Annotated in this window: 21 protein-coding genes; 9 read left to right on the forward strand and 12 right to left on the reverse strand. The window is 40.4% G+C overall.

Annotated features, from left to right (window positions below; all coding sequences use genetic code 11):
• Positions 1-13 precede the first annotated feature (13 nt).
• The 5 genes from H5187_RS03535 to fur all read left to right on the forward strand — a co-directional run bounded on the left by H5187_RS03535 (position 14) and on the right by fur (position 2,549).
• On the forward strand, positions 14-778 hold the full coding sequence (locus H5187_RS03535) for an alpha/beta fold hydrolase (RefSeq protein ID WP_182797564.1): 765 nt from the start codon (positions 14-16) through the stop codon (positions 776-778).
• 99 nt (positions 779-877) lie between these two features.
• Positions 878-1,099, forward strand: coding sequence for a DUF2788 domain-containing protein (locus H5187_RS03540; RefSeq protein ID WP_054204660.1), 222 nt, complete (start codon positions 878-880; stop codon positions 1,097-1,099).
• Between the two features lie 2 nt (positions 1,100-1,101).
• On the forward strand, positions 1,102-1,380 hold the full coding sequence (gene ybfE / locus H5187_RS03545; protein WP_016709654.1) for a LexA regulated protein: 279 nt from the start codon (positions 1,102-1,104) through the stop codon (positions 1,378-1,380).
• A gap of 14 nt (positions 1,381-1,394) precedes the next feature.
• Positions 1,395-1,922, forward strand: coding sequence for a flavodoxin FldA (fldA, locus tag H5187_RS03550; protein WP_149981079.1), 528 nt, complete (start codon positions 1,395-1,397; stop codon positions 1,920-1,922).
• A 186-nt stretch (positions 1,923-2,108) separates the two neighbouring features.
• The gene (fur, locus tag H5187_RS03555; RefSeq protein ID WP_145233880.1) at positions 2,109-2,549 is read left to right on the forward strand and encodes a ferric iron uptake transcriptional regulator; all 441 of its coding nucleotides are present in this window, start codon (positions 2,109-2,111) and stop codon (positions 2,547-2,549) included.
• 91 nt (positions 2,550-2,640) lie between these two features.
• On the opposite strand, the gene glnS is transcribed toward fur, so the two are convergent.
• Positions 2,641-4,302 (reverse strand): glutamine--tRNA ligase, encoded by a 1,662-nt coding sequence (gene glnS / locus H5187_RS03560; RefSeq protein WP_145233878.1) that lies wholly within the window; start codon positions 4,300-4,302, stop codon positions 2,641-2,643.
• 511 nt (positions 4,303-4,813) lie between these two features.
• Between glnS and H5187_RS03565 the strand changes: the two genes are divergently transcribed.
• Positions 4,814-5,884 carry a DUF3083 family protein gene (locus H5187_RS03565; RefSeq protein WP_182717859.1) on the forward strand — a complete coding sequence of 357 codons (1,071 nt, stop codon included), beginning with the start codon at positions 4,814-4,816 and terminating at the stop codon, positions 5,882-5,884.
• 42 nt (positions 5,885-5,926) lie between these two features.
• Here the strand turns inward: H5187_RS03565 and H5187_RS03570 are convergent, their stop codons facing one another.
• The 9 genes from H5187_RS03570 to sdhC all read right to left on the reverse strand — a co-directional run bounded on the left by H5187_RS03570 (position 5,927) and on the right by sdhC (position 17,849).
• Positions 5,927-7,774, reverse strand: coding sequence for a diguanylate cyclase (locus tag H5187_RS03570; protein WP_182797555.1), 1,848 nt, complete (start codon positions 7,772-7,774; stop codon positions 5,927-5,929).
• Between the two features lie 217 nt (positions 7,775-7,991).
• Positions 7,992-8,864: a succinate--CoA ligase subunit alpha gene (sucD, locus tag H5187_RS03575; protein WP_145233870.1), complete on the reverse strand. Its 873-nt coding sequence runs from the start codon at positions 8,862-8,864 to the stop codon at positions 7,992-7,994.
• Positions 8,864-10,030: an ADP-forming succinate--CoA ligase subunit beta gene (gene sucC / locus H5187_RS03580; RefSeq protein ID WP_145233868.1), complete on the reverse strand. Its 1,167-nt coding sequence runs from the start codon at positions 10,028-10,030 to the stop codon at positions 8,864-8,866. The genes sucD and sucC overlap by 1 nt, the downstream gene beginning before the upstream one ends.
• A gap of 176 nt (positions 10,031-10,206) precedes the next feature.
• The gene (gene odhB, locus H5187_RS03585; RefSeq protein WP_182717861.1) at positions 10,207-11,721 is read right to left on the reverse strand and encodes a 2-oxoglutarate dehydrogenase complex dihydrolipoyllysine-residue succinyltransferase; all 1,515 of its coding nucleotides are present in this window, start codon (positions 11,719-11,721) and stop codon (positions 10,207-10,209) included.
• Between the two features lie 3 nt (positions 11,722-11,724).
• A complete protein-coding gene (locus tag H5187_RS03590) occupies positions 11,725-14,547 on the reverse strand; it encodes a 2-oxoglutarate dehydrogenase E1 component (RefSeq protein WP_182717862.1) in 2,823 nt (940 codons plus the stop codon).
• An 86-nt stretch (positions 14,548-14,633) separates the two neighbouring features.
• Positions 14,634-15,350 (reverse strand): succinate dehydrogenase iron-sulfur subunit, encoded by a 717-nt coding sequence (locus tag H5187_RS03595; protein WP_064666153.1) that lies wholly within the window; start codon positions 15,348-15,350, stop codon positions 14,634-14,636.
• 10 nt (positions 15,351-15,360) lie between these two features.
• Positions 15,361-17,133: a succinate dehydrogenase flavoprotein subunit gene (gene sdhA, locus H5187_RS03600; protein ID WP_182717863.1), complete on the reverse strand. Its 1,773-nt coding sequence runs from the start codon at positions 17,131-17,133 to the stop codon at positions 15,361-15,363.
• Complete coding sequence (gene sdhD / locus H5187_RS03605) at positions 17,134-17,481, reverse strand: succinate dehydrogenase, hydrophobic membrane anchor protein (protein ID WP_169017830.1); 348 nt, start codon at positions 17,479-17,481, stop codon at positions 17,134-17,136.
• On the reverse strand, positions 17,472-17,849 hold the full coding sequence (sdhC, locus tag H5187_RS03610) for a succinate dehydrogenase, cytochrome b556 subunit (protein ID WP_084448108.1): 378 nt from the start codon (positions 17,847-17,849) through the stop codon (positions 17,472-17,474). Before sdhC ends, sdhD begins: the two co-directional genes overlap by 10 nt.
• A gap of 411 nt (positions 17,850-18,260) precedes the next feature.
• Between sdhC and H5187_RS03615 the strand changes: the two genes are divergently transcribed.
• The 3 genes from H5187_RS03615 to H5187_RS03625 all read left to right on the forward strand — a co-directional run bounded on the left by H5187_RS03615 (position 18,261) and on the right by H5187_RS03625 (position 21,319).
• The gene (locus H5187_RS03615; RefSeq protein WP_149981074.1) at positions 18,261-19,547 is read left to right on the forward strand and encodes a citrate synthase; all 1,287 of its coding nucleotides are present in this window, start codon (positions 18,261-18,263) and stop codon (positions 19,545-19,547) included.
• Positions 19,548-19,677: 130 nt separating this feature from the next.
• A complete protein-coding gene (locus H5187_RS03620; RefSeq protein ID WP_182739259.1) occupies positions 19,678-20,892 on the forward strand; it encodes an aminotransferase class V-fold PLP-dependent enzyme in 1,215 nt (404 codons plus the stop codon).
• 13 nt (positions 20,893-20,905) lie between these two features.
• The gene (locus H5187_RS03625) at positions 20,906-21,319 is read left to right on the forward strand and encodes a SufE family protein (protein WP_145233851.1); all 414 of its coding nucleotides are present in this window, start codon (positions 20,906-20,908) and stop codon (positions 21,317-21,319) included.
• On the opposite strand, the gene tcdA is transcribed toward H5187_RS03625, so the two are convergent.
• Together tcdA and H5187_RS03635 are read right to left on the reverse strand one after the other, a co-directional pair.
• On the reverse strand, positions 21,316-22,116 hold the full coding sequence (gene tcdA, locus H5187_RS03630) for a tRNA cyclic N6-threonylcarbamoyladenosine(37) synthase TcdA (protein ID WP_182730946.1): 801 nt from the start codon (positions 22,114-22,116) through the stop codon (positions 21,316-21,318). The two genes, H5187_RS03625 and tcdA, sit on opposite strands and share 4 nt — an antisense overlap.
• Entirely contained in the window at positions 22,117-22,791 is a 675-nt protein-coding gene (locus H5187_RS03635; RefSeq protein ID WP_257325926.1) for a TIGR01621 family pseudouridine synthase, read from the reverse strand.

The raw sequence follows: 22,791 nt of genomic DNA on the forward strand, positions 1-22,791 counted from the left end.
TTTGGAAACTGTGATGCTGTTAAATTACAAACAAACTGGCCAAGGGCCGCATGTAATTTTGATCCATGGATTGTTTGGTTCACTGGAAAATTTAAATGTTATAGCCAATGCATTGGCAGAAAATTTTACAGTAACGAATCTTGATTTACGTAACCATGGCCGTTCACCACACAGTGATATTATGGATTACCCGGCAATGGCTGACGACGTACTCGCCTTAATGGACCATTTAAGTATTGATAAAGCCCATTTAGTCGGTCATTCTATGGGCGGGAAAGTTGCTATGCAAATAGCACATATTAATCCAAGCTCAGTAAATAAGCTCGTAGTATTAGATATCGCTCCTGTTGCATATCAAAGTCGTCATGATGATATCATTGCGGCATTAAAGCTGGTAAAAAGCCATGCTATTAATGACCGCAAAGAAGCGGATAAATTAATGACGCAGCTAATACCTGAATTAGGTGTTCGCCAGTTTTTGCTAAAAAGCTATGCGAAAAACGAACTTGGTGAACTGCAGTGGCGCTTTAATTTGACTACCCTAAGTGAAAAATATCGCAATATTTTAGCAAATATTAAAGCAAATGATTCTTGTTTATGCGATACTTTATTTATCAAAGGGAACGATTCTAATTATATATTGCCTGAATATCGTGAAGCTATTATGGCTCAATTTAGCAACGCAAAAGCAAAAATTATTCATGGCGCAGGTCATTGGTTGCATGCCCAAAAACCAATGGCGGTTAATAAGTCTATCAATGATTTTTTAATGGCTTAATAAAGCAAAATTTAATCACGTATTTTTGACTTAGCGCACTAAATTATTACAATTTTATATGCTATAGTACGCGCCGTTTAATTTAAAGGTTATACGTTGATGGTCAGTCAGTTAATTAACGAATTTGATACCCTTGGGTTGTACTTTGGCTTAGCCGGTGTGTTCTTTTTTATCGGTATGGCTATCCAAGACGTACTAAAAAAAGGTAATGTGCCTAAATTTGGCCGTTATGTAGTATGGCTTGTGCTATTTTTAGGGTGTTCTGGTTTTATCGCTAAAGGACTTATTCAAGTTTTTTGGCAAGGTGCGGGTGTGGGTTAACCATGGCTAAGTCTGAAACAGATAGAACAACGCTCGATTTATTTGAATACGAAAAACGCCCCGGCAGACCAAAAACGAATCCCCTACCAAGGGAGGTTCAGTTAAAGGTAAATAAACGTAATCAAATAAAAAGAGATAAAGCACGTGGTTTAAAGCGTGTCGAATTTAAAGTTTCATCGCAGTTATATCAAGCGTTAAGCGATATGGCCGATGCACAAAATATTAGCCGCAGTGCGCTGATTGAAACTATTTTACAAGAAAGATTGGCTATTGATAGATAAAAGGTTTTAAATCCATGGCAAGTGTAGGTATTTTTTTCGGAAGTGACACAGGTAACACAGAACACGTAGCTAAAATGATCCAAAAAGAATTGGGTAAAAAGTTAGTGGCTGTGCATGATATTGCTAAAAGTTCAAAAGAACAGATCGCAGAATTTGATTTAATCTTATTTGGCATTCCTACTTGGTATTATGGTGAAGCACAATGTGATTGGGATGACTTTTTCCCTGAATTAGAAGAAGTTGATTTTGATGGCAAGCTTGTGGCTATTTTTGGCTGTGGCGATCAAGAAGACTACGCTGAATACTTCCTTGATGCGATGGGTATGATCAATGACATCGTTACTGAGCGTGGCGCTATTGTTGTGGGTCATTGGCCAACACAAGGGTATGATTTTGAAGCCTCGAAAGGCATGGCTGATGACAACCATTTTGTTGGTTTAGGCATTGATGAAGACCGTCAACCAGAGCTTACTGAACAACGTGTAAAAGCATGGTCAGCACAAGTTTATGAAGAAATGTGTTTAAGTGAACTTGCTGATTAAATGCACTTTATTGCTAGTAATCGTATAAAATAGTGACGTTCGTTTTCCTATTACACATTTTATAAGTATTTCTAGCAATTGATCTTTGCACTTAATGACTAGGCACGTTATTCTTATCGTTGCTAATGTGTCGTGTACATCTTTGTAAGGTGTCTAGTATAACCAAATATAATTGAGACAGATTTAATGACTGATCATAACTTGGAATTAAAAAAAGCCGGCTTAAAAGTAACTTTGCCGCGTATTAAAATTTTAGAGATTTTACAATCTCCAGATAACCAACACATCAGCGCTGAAGATGTTTACAAAATTCTTTTGGACCTAGGTGAAGAAATTGGCCTTGCTACTGTGTACCGCGTACTTAACCAATTTGATGATGCGGGTATTGTTAGCCGTCACCATTTTGAAGGCGGTAAGTCAGTATTTGAACTCTCTGGTAGCACACACCATGATCATCTTGTATGTTTAAAATGTGGTAAAGTTGTTGAATTTGAAGATGAAATGATTGAACGTCGTCAACTTGAAATTTCAGAAGAAAATGGTATTAAATTAACCAACCACTCTCTTTATCTGTATGGCGAGTGTACTGACACTGCAGCATGTAAAGCATTTGCTGATAGCCAATAATTTTTTAGCTGAATAAAAAAAACCTGCAAATTGCAGGTTTTTTTATGTCTGTTACTTTTATCCCCTCGCCTTTGAGCGAAGGGATAAAAAACTACTGCTGCGTTTTAGTCCAAGAATCACGTAAACCAACTGTTTGGTTAAAAACAATGTTCTCTGACTTAGTATCACGGCTGAAGTACCCTGTACGTTCAAATTGAAAACCTTGTGCAGGCTCTGCATTAGCAAGTGATGGCTCAAGTTTTGCGTTTGCTAAAACCACTAATGAATCAGGATTTAAAGTTGTTGCAAAGTCTTCAGCTGCTGCAGGATTTGGTACGCTGAATAACCGATCATATAAACGAACTTCTGCGGTGATTGACTCACTGGCTGACACCCAGTGGATAACGCCCTTCACTTTACGTCCATCAGTTGGATTTTTGCCCAGCGTTTGTGGATCATAGCTACAGAAAATCGTGGTTATTTCGCCATTTTCGTCTTTTTCAACACGCTCTGCTTTAATAACATAAGCACCACGTAAACGAACTTCTTTATCAAGTACTAAGCGCTTGAATTTGTTATTTGCTTCTTCTTTGAAGTCTTCACGTTCAATATAAATTTCACGGGTGAACGGAACATCACGACGACCCATACTTTCATCATTTGGATGATTTGCAATTGATAAGGTTTCAACGGTATCAACAGCATAGTTTTCAATGATGATTTTAACCGGATCGAGAACGGCCATGGCACGTGGAGCATGTTCGTTTAAGTCTTCACGGATACAGGCTTCAAGCATGCCCATTTCAACCATGTTTTCTTGTTTGGTTACGCCAATACGTAAGCAAAATTCACGAATTGATGCTGGTGTATAACCACGACGGCGAAGACCTGCAATGGTAGGCATACGCGGATCATCCCACCCTTCAACATACTCATTGACCACTAAATCATTTAGCTTACGCTTTGACATTATAGTGTATTCAAGGTTTAACCTTGAAAACTCAATTTGTTGTGGATGACATTCAAGACTGATGTTATCTAACACCCAATCATATAAACGGCGGTTATCTTGAAATTCAAGTGTACACAATGAATGGGTAATGCCCTCTAGCGCATCTGAGATACAGTGCGTAAAGTCATACATTGGGTAAATGCACCATTTATCACCGGTCTGATGATGGTGTGCAAATCGAACACGATAAATAATAGGATCACGCAGCACCATAAATGAGCTGGCCATATCGATTTTTGCACGTAGTACACACTCGCCTTCTTTAAATTCACCAGCACGCATTTTTTCAAATAGTGCTAGGTTTTCTGAAGGACTAGTATCACGGGTTGGACTATTTTTACCAGGCTCTTTTAACGTGCCGCGATATTCACGCGCTTGATCAGCTGTTAAAAAGCAAACATAGGCTAAGCCTTTATTGATAAGCTCTACAGCATAGTCATACAAAGTATCAAAATAATTTGACGAATACTTTATTTCACCATCCCAGTTAAAACCTAACCACTGAACATCTTCTTTGATTGAATTAACGTAGTTAATATCTTCTTTTTCAGGGTTAGTATCATCAAAACGTAAATTACATTGACCACTGTAGTCTTGCGCTATACCAAAATTTAAACAAATTGATTTAGCATGACCAATATGTAAAAAACCATTTGGCTCTGGTGGAAAACGAGTATGTGTAGACGCATGTTTACCTGATGCTAAATCTTCATCAATACGGGTTCTTATAAAGTTACTTGGGCGATTCTCAATTTCCGCCATAGGAATACAATCCTCACAATAGTGCATGGTGACAAAACTACTGCATTATACCCAAACCACCCCAAGATGCGAGTTTCAGTTGGAATTAAAAGCGATTTAGGCAAGGCATTGATTGCAAATAATAGTGGTTCTATTGGTAAAATCAATAACGCAGTATAAATCGCTTTTAAACCAACCCGTTGGGCGTTTCGCAGGCATTTACTCTCATCGTTGTTACTTCTTAAAAGGGACTATCATTGTTGCAAAGTAACGCCTTGATATTAAGCCCCTGTGAAACGCTGAATTCTGCATATTGAGGTGGTTTGGGTATATTATAAAAACAAACCTTAACATACAGTAATAGATGCGGGTTTATTACATACTGTGTGCTTAGCGGAAAATACTAGCTGAAGAACCACGTCTGGGTTGTTATTTAACCTCTTAATGGCGATAAATTGTTCTAGCGCAATAAAACAGTCATTCAACCAAGCTACAGTGGCGTCATTAAAGTAATTCTTTTAAGGAGAAAATAATGGCTTCACTTTCACAGCATCGCGTTTATATCCCAACTACTGCACGCGCAAACCAATATATCTTAGCGGAGTTCGTACCCAGTGCCGATTTATACGCACGTTTTAGCAATATACAGCAATGTTATGAACGTTTAGCACGACAGCTATTCTCCTCATGTGATGAATACGAGCTACACAATGTACATTTGATAGCAAACGATAAGCTTCCCGTTGTTAGGTTTCATGAAGAGTCGTATTGTTTACAAACAGAAAAGCAAATTTTATTCTTTTATAACCCGCGTTACCATGAAGCGCATAAATGCATTTACGACAGCAGCAAACCCAGTAAAAAAATTCGCTTGCTCTTCCTTGCTACTGGTGAAGACTTGCGTGCGAATGCTGCCATATTCCATACCCGTGTTAAAAAAGTACTCGAATACCTACAAAGCACATTATTGATCGATGAAACAGCAATAAAAGTGCGTGATCATCAGCATTTAACCTATGACTTGTTCGCCAAAGCGAAAGGATGTAAAGAAAGCTACGGTTATAAACTTAGAGGACTCTACCCTCGCTACCAAAGCCGCCATTGTACACTCCCCGCAGAACATAATGAGATGACTTATACGACATTTGCGATCCCAATAACACGTACCATTAAAACTCAGTTTCATCATTTACTTAATAAGCCAACATTCACAGAGTTTTACCAGTATTTTTATGACGCATTTATTCAGCAATGCGCCGCCAAAAATTTACATTTAGCGGCGATGATAGCAAATGGTACGATGCCAATAATTAGAAACAGTAAGACTGATAACAACGATGGCAATCATGAATTGCAAAAGCTGAGCTTTTCAACCGACGATCAAAAAACGCAATACAGTCATTATTGGCATGATGAAAAACTAGTAGATTCACTGCATTTTGTTATTGTTGCCAGTGAAAAAGACGAACAAGGAATTGGCCACGGTCGGTTTATGAATCAAGTTGAAAGTGTGATCCGTACACTCATCGAACCATTATCTATTAATAAAGAGCGCCAAGATATCACTGTGCGATTTTTTCAACATATCAATCATTATCTATAATAGCGAGCTTGTCGATAATGACCCCCTTAAGCTAAGTTCAGGTTAACTACAAACCTTATCCCTGCCAGTATTTTTAGCATGGTAAAGGTTTGTGTCAGCAACTTTTAATAATGTATTAAGGGCTAATCCTGGCTGCATTTGTGCGACCCCAGCACTGCTTGTTAAAGTGATTTTTTTATCGGTCAAGCTTAACGATTTTAAACAAATGCATAAGTTACCGATAAAATCATGCCCTTGTGCAAGTGTTAAGTTTGGCATTACCACAATAAACTCTTCACCACCAAAGCGAGCAAATTGATACTCAGTATCAGCTAACTGCTCAGTAAGTAACGCGCTAAAAGCAATTAGGGCTTGATCACCGATATCATGACCATATTGATCATTTACTTGTTTAAAATGATCAATATCTAAAATTGAAACTGAAAAGTTTTGTTGCTTCCCGATAAGTTGCGATGCAATAAAATCGAGAATATAACGACGGTTATGAGCTCCAGTGAGTGGATCTGTATTTGCTCTGCGTTGGCTTCGTAAATATGCTTTGCGTTGATTTAATGCGAAAATTGTAATGCTTAATATCGCTAATATACCAATAACAGAATAGGCTGCTTGTAACTGTCCTTCTTTAGCTAACTTATCTAAAGTAATTTGTTGGTATTTTAATTTCTCTTCAGCCAACTGCAATTTGATATCTTGTTGAGTAGATTCAAATCGTGAGCGTGCTTCTTGCTCGAGTTTCTGCTGCGTTGTTTCTTTTGCTTGCTCTGTAAGCTTAATCAATAACTTCAGTGCATTAGTAGCCTCTGCAAAACGACCTAATTGTTCTAGGCTTTGCGCCTTTAAGCTAAGTGTATTACGGCTGTAACGGTTATTAAGCGGCCTATCGTAATCAGTCAACAATAACTCTGATGCTTGAATATATTCAAGTGCTTGCTCTGGTTGCTGTAATGCTAAGAAAGTTTTAGCAAATCCATTATTTAACGCAATTATATGCGCTGGATTTACAATCACTTTATTGACATAACTTTTAGCCAAGTATAGTAGTTGCAACGCTTGCGAATATTTTTTTTGCTTCAGAGCGACATTTGCCTTACCAGCTGGTGCCAAAAAAAGATAGCGCGGTGCTTTTACCATTGCTGATAACATTATCATTTCTTCATAACAAGCCGCCGCTGAATCAAGTTTTTCAGCGCGCTCATATGTCATGCATAAGATATAGATAACAGGCAAACCATTGACAACATCGCCGTTTTTGCTGGCGATATCGCGCGCCAAAACTGCATATTGCTCACCTTTCTCAAATAGTGACATGGTCGAATAATATGCCGCTAAACTATCATAAACATAAAGCATGGTAGTTGATGACATATTCGTAGTTTTCGCTTCAATGTAGGCATTTTCGATAATTTCTATTGCTTTAGGGTATTCCTCTTGCCAGAGCAACAGAGCTCCTTCAATAGACTCAGCTTGTACCAACATCTCTAAATCGTTTGCTTGAATAAAGGCATTTTGTGCTAAGCGGATTTGTTTAATACTTTCAGGTAACAGCCCTTCTTCTAAAGAAAAAACACTCCGATACATTAACCAATAACCTTGGATCCAATCATCGTCTTTAGGCAGTTGTTGTTGGGCAAGTTCAAAGTAACTTTGTGAACGTGCGATATCACCTTTAAATAAATACAGCCGTGCTAACAAAGTATTATTATAAGCGTGTTCAGTGGTAGAAATACCCTGAGCTGCTTGTGTAAGAACTAATTCTTCGATCAACTGATTTGGTTCAGCTAATGCGCGTTGTTCGGTTACTAAAAATGCGGTACGAAATGAAGTAGATGAAAATAAATTGAAAGAGCAACAAAAGCATACAAGGTAGACTGTAAAATAAATTATTCGCATTACTGCTAGATCTTCCAATGATAAAAAGCAATCGCACATTATAACGGCAGTTTTGATTATTACCAGTAGATTTTATTGAAACAAGCTATTGATTTTTATTATTAAATAAACAGCTAAAGATTCTGAAATTTATCATTATCTAGACATAATACTTTATGAATAATGACAATAAAAAAGGCTCACTAAGTGAGCCTTTTTTTCAAAACATAGCGGGTTATTACCAGCCAGTTTTTTCTTTAAGTGCTTTACCGATATCAGCAAGTGAACGTACAGTTTTTACGCCCGCAGCTTCTAATGCAGCAAATTTCTCATCAGCAGTACCTTTACCGCCAGCGATGATTGCGCCAGCATGACCCATACGCTTACCTTCTGGTGCAGTAACACCAGCAATGTAAGAAACAACAGGCTTAGTAACGTTAGCTTTGATGTACTCTGCAGCTTCTTCTTCTGCAGTACCACCGATTTCACCGATCATTACGATCGCTTCAGTTTGTGGATCTTTTTCGAACATTTCTAAAACGTCGATAAAGTTAGTACCAGGAATTGGGTCGCCACCAATACCAACACAGGTAGACTGACCGAAACCTGCATCTGTAGTTTGTTTAACAGCTTCGTACGTTAAAGTACCAGAGCGAGAAACAATACCTACTTTACCAGGTTTGTGGATGTGACCAGGCATGATACCAATCTTAGTCTCACCAGGAGTGATAACACCTGGACAGTTAGGACCGATCATACGAGTACCTGTTTGATCTAGTTTAACTTTAACGTCAACCATATCAAGTGTAGGGATACCTTCAGTGATACAAACGATTAGCTCGATGCCCGCATCGATTGCTTCTAAGATAGCATCTTTACAAAAAGGTGCTGGTACATAGATAACTGATGCAGTTGCACCTGTTGCTTCTACAGCATCACGTACAGTGTTAAATACTGGAAGACCAAGGTGCGTTTGACCGCCTTTACCTGGGCTTACACCACCAACCATTTGTGTACCGTACTCAAGCGCTTGCTCTGAGTGGAAAGTACCTTGGCCACCGGTGAAACCTTGACAGATAACTTTTGTATCTTTATTGATTAATACAGACATTATTTGCCCTCCGCAGCAGCAACAACTTTTTCAGCCGCGTCTGTTAGTGATTCAGCAGCAATGATATCTAGACCAGAATTCTTAAGAACTTCACGACCTAGCTCAGCGTTAGTACCTTCTAAACGTACAACTACAGGTACGTTTACGCCAACTTCTTTAACTGCGCCAATGATGCCTTCAGCGATCATGTCACAACGAACGATACCACCAAAGATGTTAACTAAAACAGCTTTAACGTTGTCATCTGAAAGAATGATTTTGAATGCTTCAGATACACGTTCTTTAGTCGCGCCGCCGCCAACATCTAGGAAGTTTGCAGGCTTGCCACCGTGTAGGTTTACGATGTCCATAGTACCCATTGCTAGGCCTGCACCGTTAACCATACAACCAACGTTACCGTCTAATGCAACGTAGTTAAGTTCAAAACTTGCTGCATGTGCTTCACGTGCATCTTCTTGTGATGGATCGTGGAAATCACGCATTTTAGGTTGACGGTAAAGTGCATTACCATCGATACCGATTTTGCCGTCAAGACAGTGAAGGTTACCTTCATCAGTGATAACAAGCGGGTTGATTTCAAGTAGTGCGAAATCGAAATCAGTAAACATTTTACCAAGACCCATAAAGATCTGTACGAACTGTTTCATTTGTACTGGGTTAAGACCCAATTTAAAACCTAGTTCACGTGCTTGGTAAGCTTGAGGACCTACTAATGGGTCGATCTCTGCTTTGTGGATAAGCTCTGGTGTTTCTTCAGCAACAGTTTCAATTTCAACACCGCCTTCAGTAGACGCCATGAAAACAACTTTGCGAGATGCACGGTCAACAACTGCACCTAAGTACAATTCGTTGGCGATATCAGTACAGCTTTCTACTAAAATTTTAGCAACTGGCTGACCATTCTCGTCTGTTTGGTAAGTAACTAGGTTTTTACCTAACCAGTTAGCTGCAAACGCTTTAACTTCGTCGATAGTTTTAACTAGCTTTACACCGCCAGCTTTACCACGTCCACCTGCGTGAACCTGAGTTTTAACAACCCACATATCACCGCCGATTTTCTCAGCAGCTGCTGCAGCTTCTTCAGGTGTATCGCAAGCGAAACCTTGAGAAACTGGTAAACCATATTCGGCAAAAAGTTGTTTTGCCTGATACTCATGCAAATTCATGATGCTTTATCCAATTTTTTATACTAAAAGAGCTGACTATTTTTATAAATAGACAGCTATCCCAAATTGCGCACCTAGTATAGATCCCAAGGCTTAACATGAAAACCCCAGTACGACCAAAGGCGCAAAAAAAAAGCTGTGAATATGACTCACAGCTTATATTTTATACTACTGAATTAAACATCCAGTAATAAACGAGTTGGATCTTCAAGTAACTCTTTAATTGTTACTAAGAAGCCAACAGATTCTTTACCATCTATTTGGCGATGATCATAAGATAATGCCAAATACATCATAGGAAGAATTTCAACTTTACCATTCACAGCCATTGGACGATCTTGGATTTTATGCATACCCAAAATTGAAGACTGCGGTAAGTTAATAATAGGTGTTGATAGTAACGAACCGAACACACCACCGTTAGTGATAGTGAAGTTACCACCCGTCATGTCGTCAAGTGTTAACTTACCATCACGACCTTTAAGTGCTAATTCACGAATACCTTTTTCGATTTCAGCAACAGATAGCTTATCGCAATCTTTTAGTACTGGAGTCACTAGGCCACGTGGCGTAGAAACTGCAATGCTGATATCAAAATAGTTGTGGTATACGATATCATCGCCATCAATTGATGCATTTACGTCAGGGAAACGTTTTAGTGCTTCAGTAACTGCTTTTACGTAAAAAGACATGAAACCTAAACGGATACCGTGACGTTTCTCGAACACTTCTTGATACTGCTTACGAAGATCCATGATTGGTTTCATGTTAACTTCGTTAAATGTCGTTAACATTGCAGTAGAGTTTTTCGCTTCAAGAAGACGATTAGCAATGGTTTTACGTAAACGTGTCATAGGCACGCGTTTTTGTGTACGGTCACCCATTGGTGCCGCTGGCGCTGCTTCAGCTTTCGCCGCAGGAGCTGGTGACTTCAAGAATTGATCAACATCTTCTTTTGTCACACGACCATTTTTACCAGAGCCTTTAATTTTAGAAGCATCTAGGCCTTTTTCTGCGATTAAACGACGCACTGACGGTGTTAACACGTCTGAGCTATCGCTAGAATCAGCAGCTGGAGCTTGTTCTTTTGCTGCAGGGGCTGCAGCTGGTGCGCCACCGGCTTTAACTTTACCGATAACTTGGTCACCCAGTACTGTATCGCCTTCTGCGTGAATAATTTCACCCATTACGCCATCTTCTTGAGCAACAACTTCAAGAACAACTTTATCAGTTTCGATATCAACTAGGTTTTGATCGCGTGTTACTGCGTCACCTGGTTGCACATGCCAAGTAGCTACTGTCGCGTCTGCGACTGATTCTGGAAGTACAGGTACTTTAATGTCCACTTCTTTACCTTCTGATGCTGGTGCTGATTGCGCCGCTGGCGCGTTTTCTTGTTTGTCCGAAGCTGGTGCAGCTTCGCTCTTTGCGTCTTCAGTTGGCGCAGCTGCATCAGCCTCACCAATGATACCGATCACTTGGTCGCCAAGTACGGTTGCACCTTCTTCTTGTGAAATTTCAGTGATCACACCATCATGTGGTGCAACAACTTCTAAAACAACTTTGTCTGTTTCGATATCTACTAAGTTCTGATCACGGCTTACTTTGTCGCCAACACTTACATGCCATGTAGCAACGGAAGCATCAGCAACCGACTCAGGAAGAACAGGAACTTTAATTTCTGTGCTCATTGCTTATCCTTTATTTTCAATAGTAAGCGCGTCTGCGACAAGCGCTTGTTGTTCTTTAGTATGCACTGACATATAACCACACGCTGGAGAAGCAGAGGCTTTACGACCTGCATATTTAAGCTTCGCACCTTGTGGGATTGCATCTACAAAGTGGTGTTGTGAACAATACCAAGCACCTTGGTTTTGCGGCTCTTCTTGACACCAAACAAAGTCTTTCACATGTTGATAACGCGCCATAATGGCTTCCATTTCATCATGTGGGAATGGGTATAACTGTTCAACACGCACAATAGCTATATTGTCTTGCTCAAGCTTACGACGCTCTTGTAATAGCTCGTAGTAAACTTTACCACTACAAAATACTACGCGTTCTACTTTCTTAGCATCAATATCATCGATTTCATCGATCATATTATGGAATACACCTTCTGCAAGCTCTTCAAGCGACGACGTTGCAAGTGGATGACGTAACAATGATTTAGGTGTCATAACAATCAGTGGGCGACGCAGTGGTCTTACTGATTGACGACGTAACATTGCATATACTTGTGCCGGTGTTGATGGCACACATACTTGCATGTTGTGATCAGCACATAGCTGTAAGAAACGCTCTAAACGTGCTGAACTGTGCTCAGGACCTTGCCCTTCATAACCATGTGGCAATAAAATGGTCAGTCCACATAAGCGGCCCCATTTTTGCTCACCTGAACTTAAGAATTGGTCAAATACAACTTGGGCGCCGTTAGCAAAATCACCAAACTGTGCTTCCCACAATACTAGTGATGTTGGCTCTGCTGTCGCATAACCATATTCAAACGCCACAACCGCTTCTTCTGAAAGCACAGAGTCAAATACTTGGAAAGTACCTTGATCTTCACTTAAGTGCTGTAAAGGCGTGTAAGTGGCCCCATCAGTTTGACTATGTACAACTGCATGGCGGTGGAAGAAAGTACCACGCCCTGAATCTTGGCCTGTTAAACGAATATCAGTGCCTTCAGTTGCGATTGTTGCATAAGCAAGTGTTTCTGCCATACCCCAATCAAGTGGTTTCTCACCGTTAGCCATTAATTTGCGATCATCGTAAATCTTTTTAACGCGAGACTGGGCTTTATATTGCTCAGGGTAACTTGCTATTTTGTTACCCAGTTCTTTTAATTTTTCAACTGGAACGCTGGCATCGTAATCAACACTCCATTCATGGCCAACATACTTAGCCCAATCAGATGAGTGTGATGTTTCTGGTTGAATTTCTTCAACAACACAATTGCCTTCGTCTAAACCATTACGGTAGTCATCAGCCAGTGCTTTAATTTCATCTTCAGTAAACGAGCCTTCAGCCATTAACTGATCTGCGTAGATCAAACGTGGCACAGGGTGTTTTTTGATTTTTTGGTACATGATCGGTTGAGTCGCATTCGGCTCATCCGCTTCATTATGGCCGTGACGACGATAACAAACTAGATCAATAACCACATCACGTTTAAATTGATTTCTGAAATCAAGTGCGATTTGCGTAACAAATGCAACCGCTTCAGGGTCATCTGAATTAACGTGGAAAATAGGCGATTGCACCATTTTTGCGATGTCTGTACAGTAATCTGTTGAACGTACATCGTATTGTTTGCTTGTAGTAAAACCAACTTGGTTGTTCACTACAATGCGAATACTACCACCACAACTAAACGCATTTGTTTGCGATAAGTTAAAGGTTTCTTGAACAACACCTTGGCCTGCAACTGCCGAATCACCATGAATGGTGATAGGTAGTGCTTTAATACCTGAACTGTCACCCAAACGGTCTAAACGTGCACGAACCGAGCCCATAACTACTGGGTTTACGATTTCAAGATGCGATGGGTTAAAGGCAAGAGCCATATGAACTTTGCCACCTTTAGTAGCAAAATCCGAAGAGTAACCCATGTGGTATTTAACATCACCTGAGCTTAATGTTTCTTTATGCTTGCCAGCAAACTCATCAAATAGTTCTGATGGATTTTTACCAAGTACATTGACAAGAACATTTAAGCGACCACGGTGAGCCATACCAATTACCGCTTCTTGTTGGCCACTTTCGCCAGCACGGTGAATAAGCTCTTTCAGCATCGGTACTAACGCATCACCACCTTCGAGTGAGAAACGCTTAGCACCTGGGAACTTAGCCCCTAAATACTTTTCAAGACCATCGGCTGCGGTTAATCCTTTGAGGATACGCAACTTTTCTTCTTTACTGAATGTTGGTCGTGATTGCACTGATTCTAAACGTTGTTGTAACCAACGTTTTTCTTCAGTTGATGTGATGTGCATATACTCAGCACCTACTGAACCACAATATGTGGTCATTAGTGCTTGATATAACTCACCTAAAGGCATGGTATCGCGGCCAACGGCAAACGATCCCACGTTAAATTCACGGTCAAAATCAGCTTTAGATAATTCATGGTATTCAAGTTCTAAATCTCGAACACGTTCACGCTGCCAAATGCCTAATGGATCTAAGTTAGCATTTTGGTGACCACGGAAACGGAAAGCATTAATAAGCTGCAGTACTTTGACCTGTTTAGGATCGCCGCTACCACTGCCCTCTGCTACCACTACTTCTCTATGCTTGTTTTTCGCAAGCGCCGCAAACTGTGCACGAACTTCTGAATGCTTTACTTCAACATCCACACCATCTACTTTTGGTAATTGTTCGAACACTTCTCGCCATTCTTCTGGCACAGAAGTCGCATTGTCTAAATACGCTTCATAAAGCTCTTCTATATAAGCAACGTTTCCGCCGTTTAAATGTGAAGATTCTAGCCATGCCTTCATCACACCTTCGTGCATTTATAAGCCCTTTTCTTTAGCGCAGAAATTAATTGTTATAACAAGATGGCTAATTTACATTAGCCATCTTACATTTATCAATATTATTAAACTGAACGGTTTATTAACATTGATTTGATTTGTCCGATTGCCTTAGTTGGATTAAGACCTTTAGGACAAACGCTAACACAGTTCATGATACTGTGACAACGGAACACGCTGAATGCATCGTCTAAGTCAGCTAAACGCTCTTCTGTTGCTGTATCTCGGCTATCTGCCAAGAAACGGTAAGCATGAAGAAGACCAGCTGGACCGATGAACTTGTCTGGATTCCACCAGAACGAAGGACACGATGTTGAACAACATGCACATAGAATACACTCATACAAGCCATCTAACTTGTCACGTTCTTCAATTGATTGAAGACGCTCACCTGCAGCAGGTGTATCGTTAATTAGATAAGGCTTTACTTTTTCGTATTGAGTGTAGAACTGACTCATGTCAATAACAAGGTCACGTACCACTGGTAAACCTGGTAATGGACGAATTACGATTTTACCTTTGCCACCTTTTTGTAGCGTTGATAAAGGAGTAATACATGCTAAACCATTTTTACCATTCATGTTAACACCGTCAGAGCCACACACACCTTCACGGCATGAACGACGAAATGATAACGTTGGATCTTGCTCTTTTAATAATAAAAGTGCATCCAATACCATCATGTCGTGGCCTTCTTCCGTTTGCAAAGTATATTCTTGCATACGGGGGGCGTTATCAACATCTGGATTGTAACGATAAACAGAAAATTGTACTTGTGCCATCGTCTCGCTCCTAGTAGGTACGTGCTTTAGGTGGAAATGCTTCGCGCAGTTTCGGCGCATAGTTTACATCACGCTTGCTCATTTCATCCGTTACCGGATTGAATACTGAGTGACATAACCAGTTTTCGTCATCACGATCTGGGAAGTCAAAGCGAGAGTGTGCACCACGGCTTTCTGTACGGAAGTTTGCAGCAACTGCTGTTGAGTATGCTGTTTCCATCATGTTATCTAACTCTAGACATTCGATACGTGCAGTGTTGAAGTCTGATGATTTATCATCAAGACGCGCATGCTGCAGACGTTCACGAATTTCTTTAAGCTCTTTTAGACCGGCTGCCATTGACTCACCTTCACGGAATACCGAGAAGTTAAGTTGCATACACTGCTGTAGGTCTTTCTTGATTTGTACTGGATCTTCGCCTTGACCAACTGTTGAGTTCTCCCAACGATTGAAACGAGCGAGTGCAGCGTCTAAATCTGATTCTGAGGCATCTTTTGATACTTCAACGTCATTTAGGTAAGTGCCAAGGAAGTTACCTGCAGCACGCCCAAATACAACTAAATCAAGTAATGAGTTACCACCTAGGCGGTTTGCACCGTGTACAGATACACAGGCAATTTCACCAACAGCAAATAAACCTTCAACTACTTTTTCGTTGCCGTTAGCATCGATTTGTAGCGCTTGACCATTTACGTTAGTAGGAACACCACCCATCATATAGTGACAAGTAGGGATTACTGGAATTGGCTCTTTTGCAGGGTCAACGTGAGCAAATGTTTTAGCAAGATCACATACACCTGGAAGACGTAGGTTAAGCGTTTCTTCACCTAAGTGATCAAGTTTAAGCTTAATGTGTGGACCCCAAGGACCATCACAACCACGACCTTCACGAATTTCTGTCATCATTGAACGGGCAACAACATCGCGTGACGCTAAGTCTTTCGCATTCGGTGCATAACGTTCCATGAAGCGTTCGCCATCTTTATTTAAAAGATAACCACCTTCACCACGACAACCTTCCGTTACTAGCGTACCCGCACCAGCAATACCGGTTGGGTGAAACTGCCACATTTCCATGTCTTGCATAGAAATGCCAGCACGTGTCGCCATACCAACACCGTCACCAGTGTTAATGTGAGCATTAGTAGTTGAAGCGAAGATACGACCCGCACCACCTGTTGCTAGTACCACAGCTTTTGATTTGAAATAAACAACTTCGCCTGTTTCAATATCAATAGCAGTACAACCAACTACATTACCATCATCGTTTTTAACTAAATCTAATGCATACCACTCAGAGAATACATTGGTTTTGTTTTTAACGTTTTGTTGATAAAGAAGGTGCAATAACGCATGACCTGTACGGTCAGCCGCAGCCGCGGTACGTGCTGCTTGCTCGCCACCAAAGTTTTTCGATTGACCACCGAAAGGACGTTGGTAAACACGGCCATTTTCAAAACGAGAAAACGGTAGACCCATGTTTTCTAATTCAGTAATTGCTTCTGGGCCAGTTTTACACATATATTCGATAGCGTCTTGGTCACCGATGAAATCGGAACCTTTAACGGTATCGTACATGTGCCATTCCCAGTTATCTTCATGTGAGTTACCCAGCGCAACCGTAATACCACCTTGTGCAGACACAGTGTGTGAACGCGTTGGGAAAACTTTAGAGATAAGTGCACAGGTTTTACCTGATTCAGTGATTGCAAGTGCCGCGCGCATACCCGCACCACCTGCGCCAATCACGACGGCATCAAATTCACGAACAGAATATTTCACTTAAACACCCCATAGAACGATTAGACCAATTGCTACGTATGCAGCGGCCATTAGGTTCAAAACAAAACCTAAAACAGCACGCAATTTTGCGCATTTAACGTAGTCAGTCAGTACTTGCCAAAGGCCAATACGGGTATGAACCATAATGCAAACAAGGGTAATTAGTGTGAACCCTTTCATTGCTAGGTTTGAAAACAGGCCTTGCCATGCTTCGAAAGTGACTTCTGGTGTACATAAGAAGTAGCCAATAATAAAAATCGCATACGCGGTAATTACTAGTGCCGTGGTACGTAACGAGACATAATCTTGTATGCCGTCACGTTTTAGAGTTGCTTGATTTAAAACCATATCCACACCCCTGCTAATACAGAAGCCACAACGCCAAGTGCCATTGCAATTTTAGCGCTAAGGTTACCTGATTCAAGTTCTTCCCAATGTCCCATATCCATAATGATATGACGGATACCACCAATAAGGTGATACGCCAATACAGAAATGGTGCCCCAAGCTATAAATTTGGCAATGAATCCGCTAAACAGACCCTTGACGAATTCAAAACCTTCAGCTGAAGAAAGAGACTCTGACCAAGCCCAAATGACAAACGTTAAAGCAAAAAATAATGCAACACCGGTGACGCGGTGAAAAATTGATGCTTTAGCCGCTGCCGGCATAGATATAGTTGTTAGATCTAGATTTACAGGTCTTTGCTTTTTCACAGTTACTTGCCCATCTTGCCCACTAGGAGCTCATCTACTTGTTTTTCTTAACCCACCAAAAAACGATTTTTCTGATGGAACTATCTAAGTAAAGCGTTTTGTTACGACTAAAATTCACATTTTTGCAAAGATTAGCTGTAAAAATAACGTTTACCTACAGACAATACGGTATAAAACCTTCGATAGTATATATAGCCAGAGGTCTTTTTACAATTCTTGTTTAGTTATAGCTATTTGCGAATTAGCCAATGGTATAATATTTAATCCCGTGAGAATATTTATTATACATTTGTGCATAATGTTTATAAAAATTGACTTTAACCCCCTCTTTCACGTTAAAATGAAAAGAATGTGCTTAAACAGATTCAGAACATAACAATCAGAGTTGTTATCTTAATAGGAGATAAATAGATGGCGGATAAGAAAGCCACAGTCCATATTGATGGTCTAGATCCAATCGAACTTCCAATTTACCAAGGTACTGCTGGTCAGGATGTAATCGATGTACGTACGTTAGGTGCTCATGGTCATTTCACATATGATCCAGGTTTCATGTCGACTGGTTCTTGCGAATCTTCAATTACATATATCGACGGTGGCAAAGGGATATTACTTCACCGTGGTTACCCAATTGAACAACTAGCCGAAGACTCAGATTATGTTGAGTTGTGTTATTTACTGCTAAATGGTGAGTTACCAACTAAAGAGCAATATGCTGATTTTGCATCACAAATTACACATAGCACGATGCTTGATGAGAAAATTGCAAACTTCTTCCAAGGTTTCCGTTTTGATGCCCATCCAATGGCTATGCTATGTGGTGTAGTTGGTGCATTATCATCTTTTTATCATGAAGATCTTGATATTACTGATGCAACACAACGTAAAACAAGTGCAGTAAAATTAATTGCTAAGCTACCAACTATCGCAGCGATGGCTTACAAATATAACGTAGGTCAACCATTCGTTTATCCACGTAATGATTTAAGCTATGCAGAAAACTTCTTACATATGATGTTTTCTGTACCAGCTGAAGAATATAAAGTTAATCCAGTGACTGCTAAAGCAATGGATAAAATCTTTATGCTTCACGCTGATCACGAGCAAAATGCATCAACGTCTACAGTACGCTTAGCTGGCTCTTCTGGTGCTAACCCATATGCATGTATTGCAGCGGGTATCGCATCACTATGGGGCCCTGCACATGGCGGTGCTAACGAAGCATGTTTAAACATGTTAGAAGAAATTGGCTCTGTTGATCGCATCGACGAATACGTTGCTAAAGCAAAAGATAAGTCGGACCCATTCCGTCTTATGGGCTTTGGACACCGTGTTTACAAAAACTTCGACCCGCGTGCAACTGTAATGCGTCAAACCTGTCACGAAGTACTTGCTGAGCTTAATATTCAAGATCCATTGCTGGATATTGCAATGAAACTTGAGCAAATTGCCTTAGAAGACCCATACTTTGTTGAGAAGAAACTTTACCCTAACGTAGACTTCTACTCAGGTATTATCTTAAAAGCAATTGGTATCCCAACAAGCATGTTCACTGTGATCTTCGCAATGGCACGTACTGTTGGTTGGATCACACACTGGGACGAGATGTTATCGCAACCTGGTCATAAGATCAGCCGTCCACGTCAGCTATATACTGGTCACACACACCGTGATTACGTAGCGACAGACAAGCGTTAATTTTAGTTAATGCTAAAAAGGGCCGCATTTGCGGCCTTTTTTGTATCTAGTCCTTGAGAAATATCACAAAGCCATTACAATTCCGATTCAGTTTTTAATTCGGCTTTGCTGTGCTTGGTGTTGAAAAGTTATGTTTAATATAGAAAAAATTCGCGCAGACTTTCCTGCCCTAAAACAACTCATCAACGGGCAACCGCTGGTCTATCTTGATTCGGCTGCAACCACACAAAAACCACTGTCAGTTATCAGCGCGACTGAGCAATTTTACGCACGCAATAATGCTAATGTTCATCGTGGCCGCCATACCTTAAGCGAACAAGCAACCCATGCCTATGAACAAGCAAGACAGACCGTTGCCAATTATTTTAATATCGATGCAAATGAATTAGTTTGGACCAAAGGAGCTACTGAGGCAATAAACTTAGTGGCGAATGGCTTAACTGAGCAGCTTGATAATGATTCAACCATCATCATTTCAGCCTTAGAGCATCACGCTAATATTGTGCCATGGCAACAGTTAGCAAAGCGCACGGGAGCAAAGCTACTGGCACTTCCGTTACAAAAAAATGGCTGCTTTGATGTTCAAGCATGTGTTGAATTCATCAGTCAGCATAAGCCATCTGTACTTGCTATCACTCACGCGTCTAATGCGCTTGGTAATATCACAGATCTTGACCCAATATTACATGCCGCAAAACGCCATGATGCAATTACCTTAGTGGATGGTGCGCAAGCTGCGCTGCATTTACAGCCAAATTTACCTCAACTTGGTTGTGATTTTTATGTTTTTTCGGCTCATAAAATGCTCGGGCCGACCGGATTAGGAGGATTATATGGTCGTTATGATCGATTAAATAGTTTAGCTGTGTATCAAACTGGTGGCGAAATGATTGAAACTGTAACATTAGCAAAAACAATATTTCGTCAGGCACCAGCAAAGTTTGAAGCAGGTACACCAAACATTGCTGCAGTGATCGCTTTTGCAACTGCAATCGATTATCTAACCAGTTTAAATAAGACTAATGTATATACTCATGAACAAGTAATTTTTAATTATGCGGCAGAAAAACTGCAAGCCATCGCAGGAATTACCGTTTATAGCAACATTGAGAACAATATTGGTACCCTTTGTTTCAATTATAAAGACGAACACCCTTTCGATATAGCAACACTTTTAGATGGTTATGGTATAGCAGTTCGCAGCGGTCATCATTGTGCGCAGCCATTAATGCAACATTTAGGTATTAATGGCAGTGTTCGAGCCAGCTTTGCATTTTATAATAACCATAGCGATGTTGATTTATTTATCGCTGCTTTGCAAAATTGCTTAGAGTTATTAGACTAATTATGGATAAGACATGATTAAAACGTTTAAAGAAATTGCTTCATCGCTTGAGAGCTCGCCATCATGGCAACAAAAATACCGTGAAATAATGCTACTAGGTAAACAATTACCAGCTATGCCGGCTGTTTTAAAAACCAGCGATGCCCTTGTACCTGGCTGTGAGAGTAAAGTTTGGCTGTATTTGGATTTTGATCTTGAAGAAAATTGCCTAGTTATTATTGGTGACTCAGATACCCGCATAGTAAAAGGATTATTAGCGATCATTCTGTCGCTTTATAATGGCTTAACCCCTGAACAAGCTATTAACACTGACGCATTTGCACAGTTTAATCATTTAGGGCTTATCCAGCACCTTAGTCCTTCCAGAGGCAACGGTATTAAAGCCATGGTTGAGCGTATTCAAACCATGGCAGAACAGAAAAACTAATTTTTCACGGTACGTGCGCAGCGATCTAAATATTTACGTATTGATTTTGCTGCGACAAAAAAACCAAAACTTCCGGTTACCATAGTCGCTGAACCAAAACCGTTGTTACAATCCATATTCATGGAGCCATCAGCCCCCTGTTTAGCATGACAAACGCTGCCATCAGTACTTGGATATACCAATTGCTCAGTTGAATAAACACAATCGATGTTGAATTTTCGCTTTGGATTGCTACTAAAGTTGTACTGCTTGCGCAAAATATATCGGACTTTTGCCAGTAATGGATCATGGGTGGTCTTTGCTACATCACCAAAAGTGATTTGACTCGGATCAGTTTGACCGCCAGCACCACCGGTGGTGATCACCGGTATTTTGTTACGTTTACAATGCGCTATTAATGCCGCTTTTTCTTTTACTGCATCAATGCAATCTATGACATAGTCAAAACCACTTATATGCTCACGAATATTATCTAAAGTAATAAAATCATCGACAACACTGACCTCACACAGTGGATTGATCAATTCACAGCGGGCCTTCATTGCGACAACCTTTGCTTCACCCACCGTGCCTGTTAATGCATGTATTTGCCGATTCACGTTGGTTGCACAAATATCATCAAGATCAATTAAGGTTATTTTACCAACTCCAGTACGTGCTAGAGCCTCTGCCGCCCACGAGCCCACGCCACCAATACCAATAACACAAAAGTGGGCTTGTTGTAGCCATTCAAATTCAGTGTTGCCATATAATCTTTTGATACCACCAAAACGGATATCGGTTACTTTTTCACTCATTTACCAATCCAGTTGCCATGGTGTCTGCCAAGGCTGAAAATTTTCATGTTCAATTAATGTTGTAAACTCATCATCGTAATGCGGTAACAAACTAAATTGCTGTAGTTTACCTTGCCACACAAAACTTAGTGCAAAAGCATGTAAATAGGTGCGCTCAGCAGCAGTACCACCGTATATTACATCACCTAAAATCGGCGCAGAAAGGCTTTTTAGCGCGACCCGTAGTTGGTGCGTTTTACCCGAGTAAGGCTTTAAAATAAATGCCCTTCTATTGGCTTTAAAATTAATAGAATAAAAGCGAGTTATGGCTGGGTTTTCTTTACTTGTTAGTAGCTTATAGGTACTACGGCGTGATTTAGCCATATCCCCTTTGATCCAACCTTGCTTTTTCTTCGGTTTGCAATCACTTATCGCCAAATAAAACTTATTAACTTGATGAGCAGTAAATAAAACTGTCAGCTTTGCAGCCGCTTCACTACTGCGTGCTAAAATTATTAGCCCCGATGTCACTTTATCAAGGCGGTGCACAGCATATAACTTTTCTGCGAGTTGTTGCTCAGCCAGTACTACAAAACCTGGGCCTTCTTCACTATGGAAATTAAGCCCGGCAGGTTTTTCTATAATATAAAAATCAAGGTGCTTTGCTATAACCTTGAGTAATGTGAACGTGTTCAC

Origin of the sequence: Pseudoalteromonas sp. SG44-1, from assembly GCF_014164315.1 — a bacterium.
GTDB lineage: Bacteria > Pseudomonadota > Gammaproteobacteria > Enterobacterales > Alteromonadaceae > Pseudoalteromonas > Pseudoalteromonas rhizosphaerae.

Excerpts from the sequence above, each read along its gene's own strand:
- H5187_RS03615 (WP_149981074.1), top strand. The coding sequence starts at position 18,261 with ATGGCGGATAAGAAAGCCACAGTCCATATTGATGGTCTAGATCCAATC.
- glnS (WP_145233878.1), bottom strand. The coding sequence starts at position 4,302 with ATGGCGGAAATTGAGAATCGCCCAAGTAACTTTATAAGAACCCGTATT.
- sucC (WP_145233868.1), bottom strand. The coding sequence starts at position 10,030 with ATGAATTTGCATGAGTATCAGGCAAAACAACTTTTTGCCGAATATGGT.
- fldA (WP_149981079.1), top strand. The coding sequence starts at position 1,395 with ATGGCAAGTGTAGGTATTTTTTTCGGAAGTGACACAGGTAACACAGAA.
- H5187_RS03620 (WP_182739259.1), top strand. The coding sequence starts at position 19,678 with ATGTTTAATATAGAAAAAATTCGCGCAGACTTTCCTGCCCTAAAACAA.
- odhB (WP_182717861.1), bottom strand. The coding sequence starts at position 11,721 with ATGAGCACAGAAATTAAAGTTCCTGTTCTTCCTGAGTCGGTTGCTGAT.
- fur (WP_145233880.1), top strand. The coding sequence starts at position 2,109 with ATGACTGATCATAACTTGGAATTAAAAAAAGCCGGCTTAAAAGTAACT.
- H5187_RS03540 (WP_054204660.1), top strand. The coding sequence starts at position 878 with ATGGTCAGTCAGTTAATTAACGAATTTGATACCCTTGGGTTGTACTTT.
- H5187_RS03535 (WP_182797564.1), top strand. The coding sequence starts at position 14 with ATGCTGTTAAATTACAAACAAACTGGCCAAGGGCCGCATGTAATTTTG.
- H5187_RS03590 (WP_182717862.1), bottom strand. The coding sequence starts at position 14,547 with ATGCACGAAGGTGTGATGAAGGCATGGCTAGAATCTTCACATTTAAAC.
- sucD (WP_145233870.1), bottom strand. The coding sequence starts at position 8,864 with ATGTCTGTATTAATCAATAAAGATACAAAAGTTATCTGTCAAGGTTTC.
- sdhD (WP_169017830.1), bottom strand. The coding sequence starts at position 17,481 with ATGGTTTTAAATCAAGCAACTCTAAAACGTGACGGCATACAAGATTAT.
- ybfE (WP_016709654.1), top strand. The coding sequence starts at position 1,102 with ATGGCTAAGTCTGAAACAGATAGAACAACGCTCGATTTATTTGAATAC.
- H5187_RS03595 (WP_064666153.1), bottom strand. The coding sequence starts at position 15,350 with ATGGCACAAGTACAATTTTCTGTTTATCGTTACAATCCAGATGTTGAT.
- H5187_RS03625 (WP_145233851.1), top strand. The coding sequence starts at position 20,906 with ATGATTAAAACGTTTAAAGAAATTGCTTCATCGCTTGAGAGCTCGCCA.
- tcdA (WP_182730946.1), bottom strand. The coding sequence starts at position 22,116 with ATGAGTGAAAAAGTAACCGATATCCGTTTTGGTGGTATCAAAAGATTA.
- H5187_RS03565 (WP_182717859.1), top strand. The coding sequence starts at position 4,814 with ATGGCTTCACTTTCACAGCATCGCGTTTATATCCCAACTACTGCACGC.
- H5187_RS03570 (WP_182797555.1), bottom strand. The coding sequence starts at position 7,774 with ATGCGAATAATTTATTTTACAGTCTACCTTGTATGCTTTTGTTGCTCT.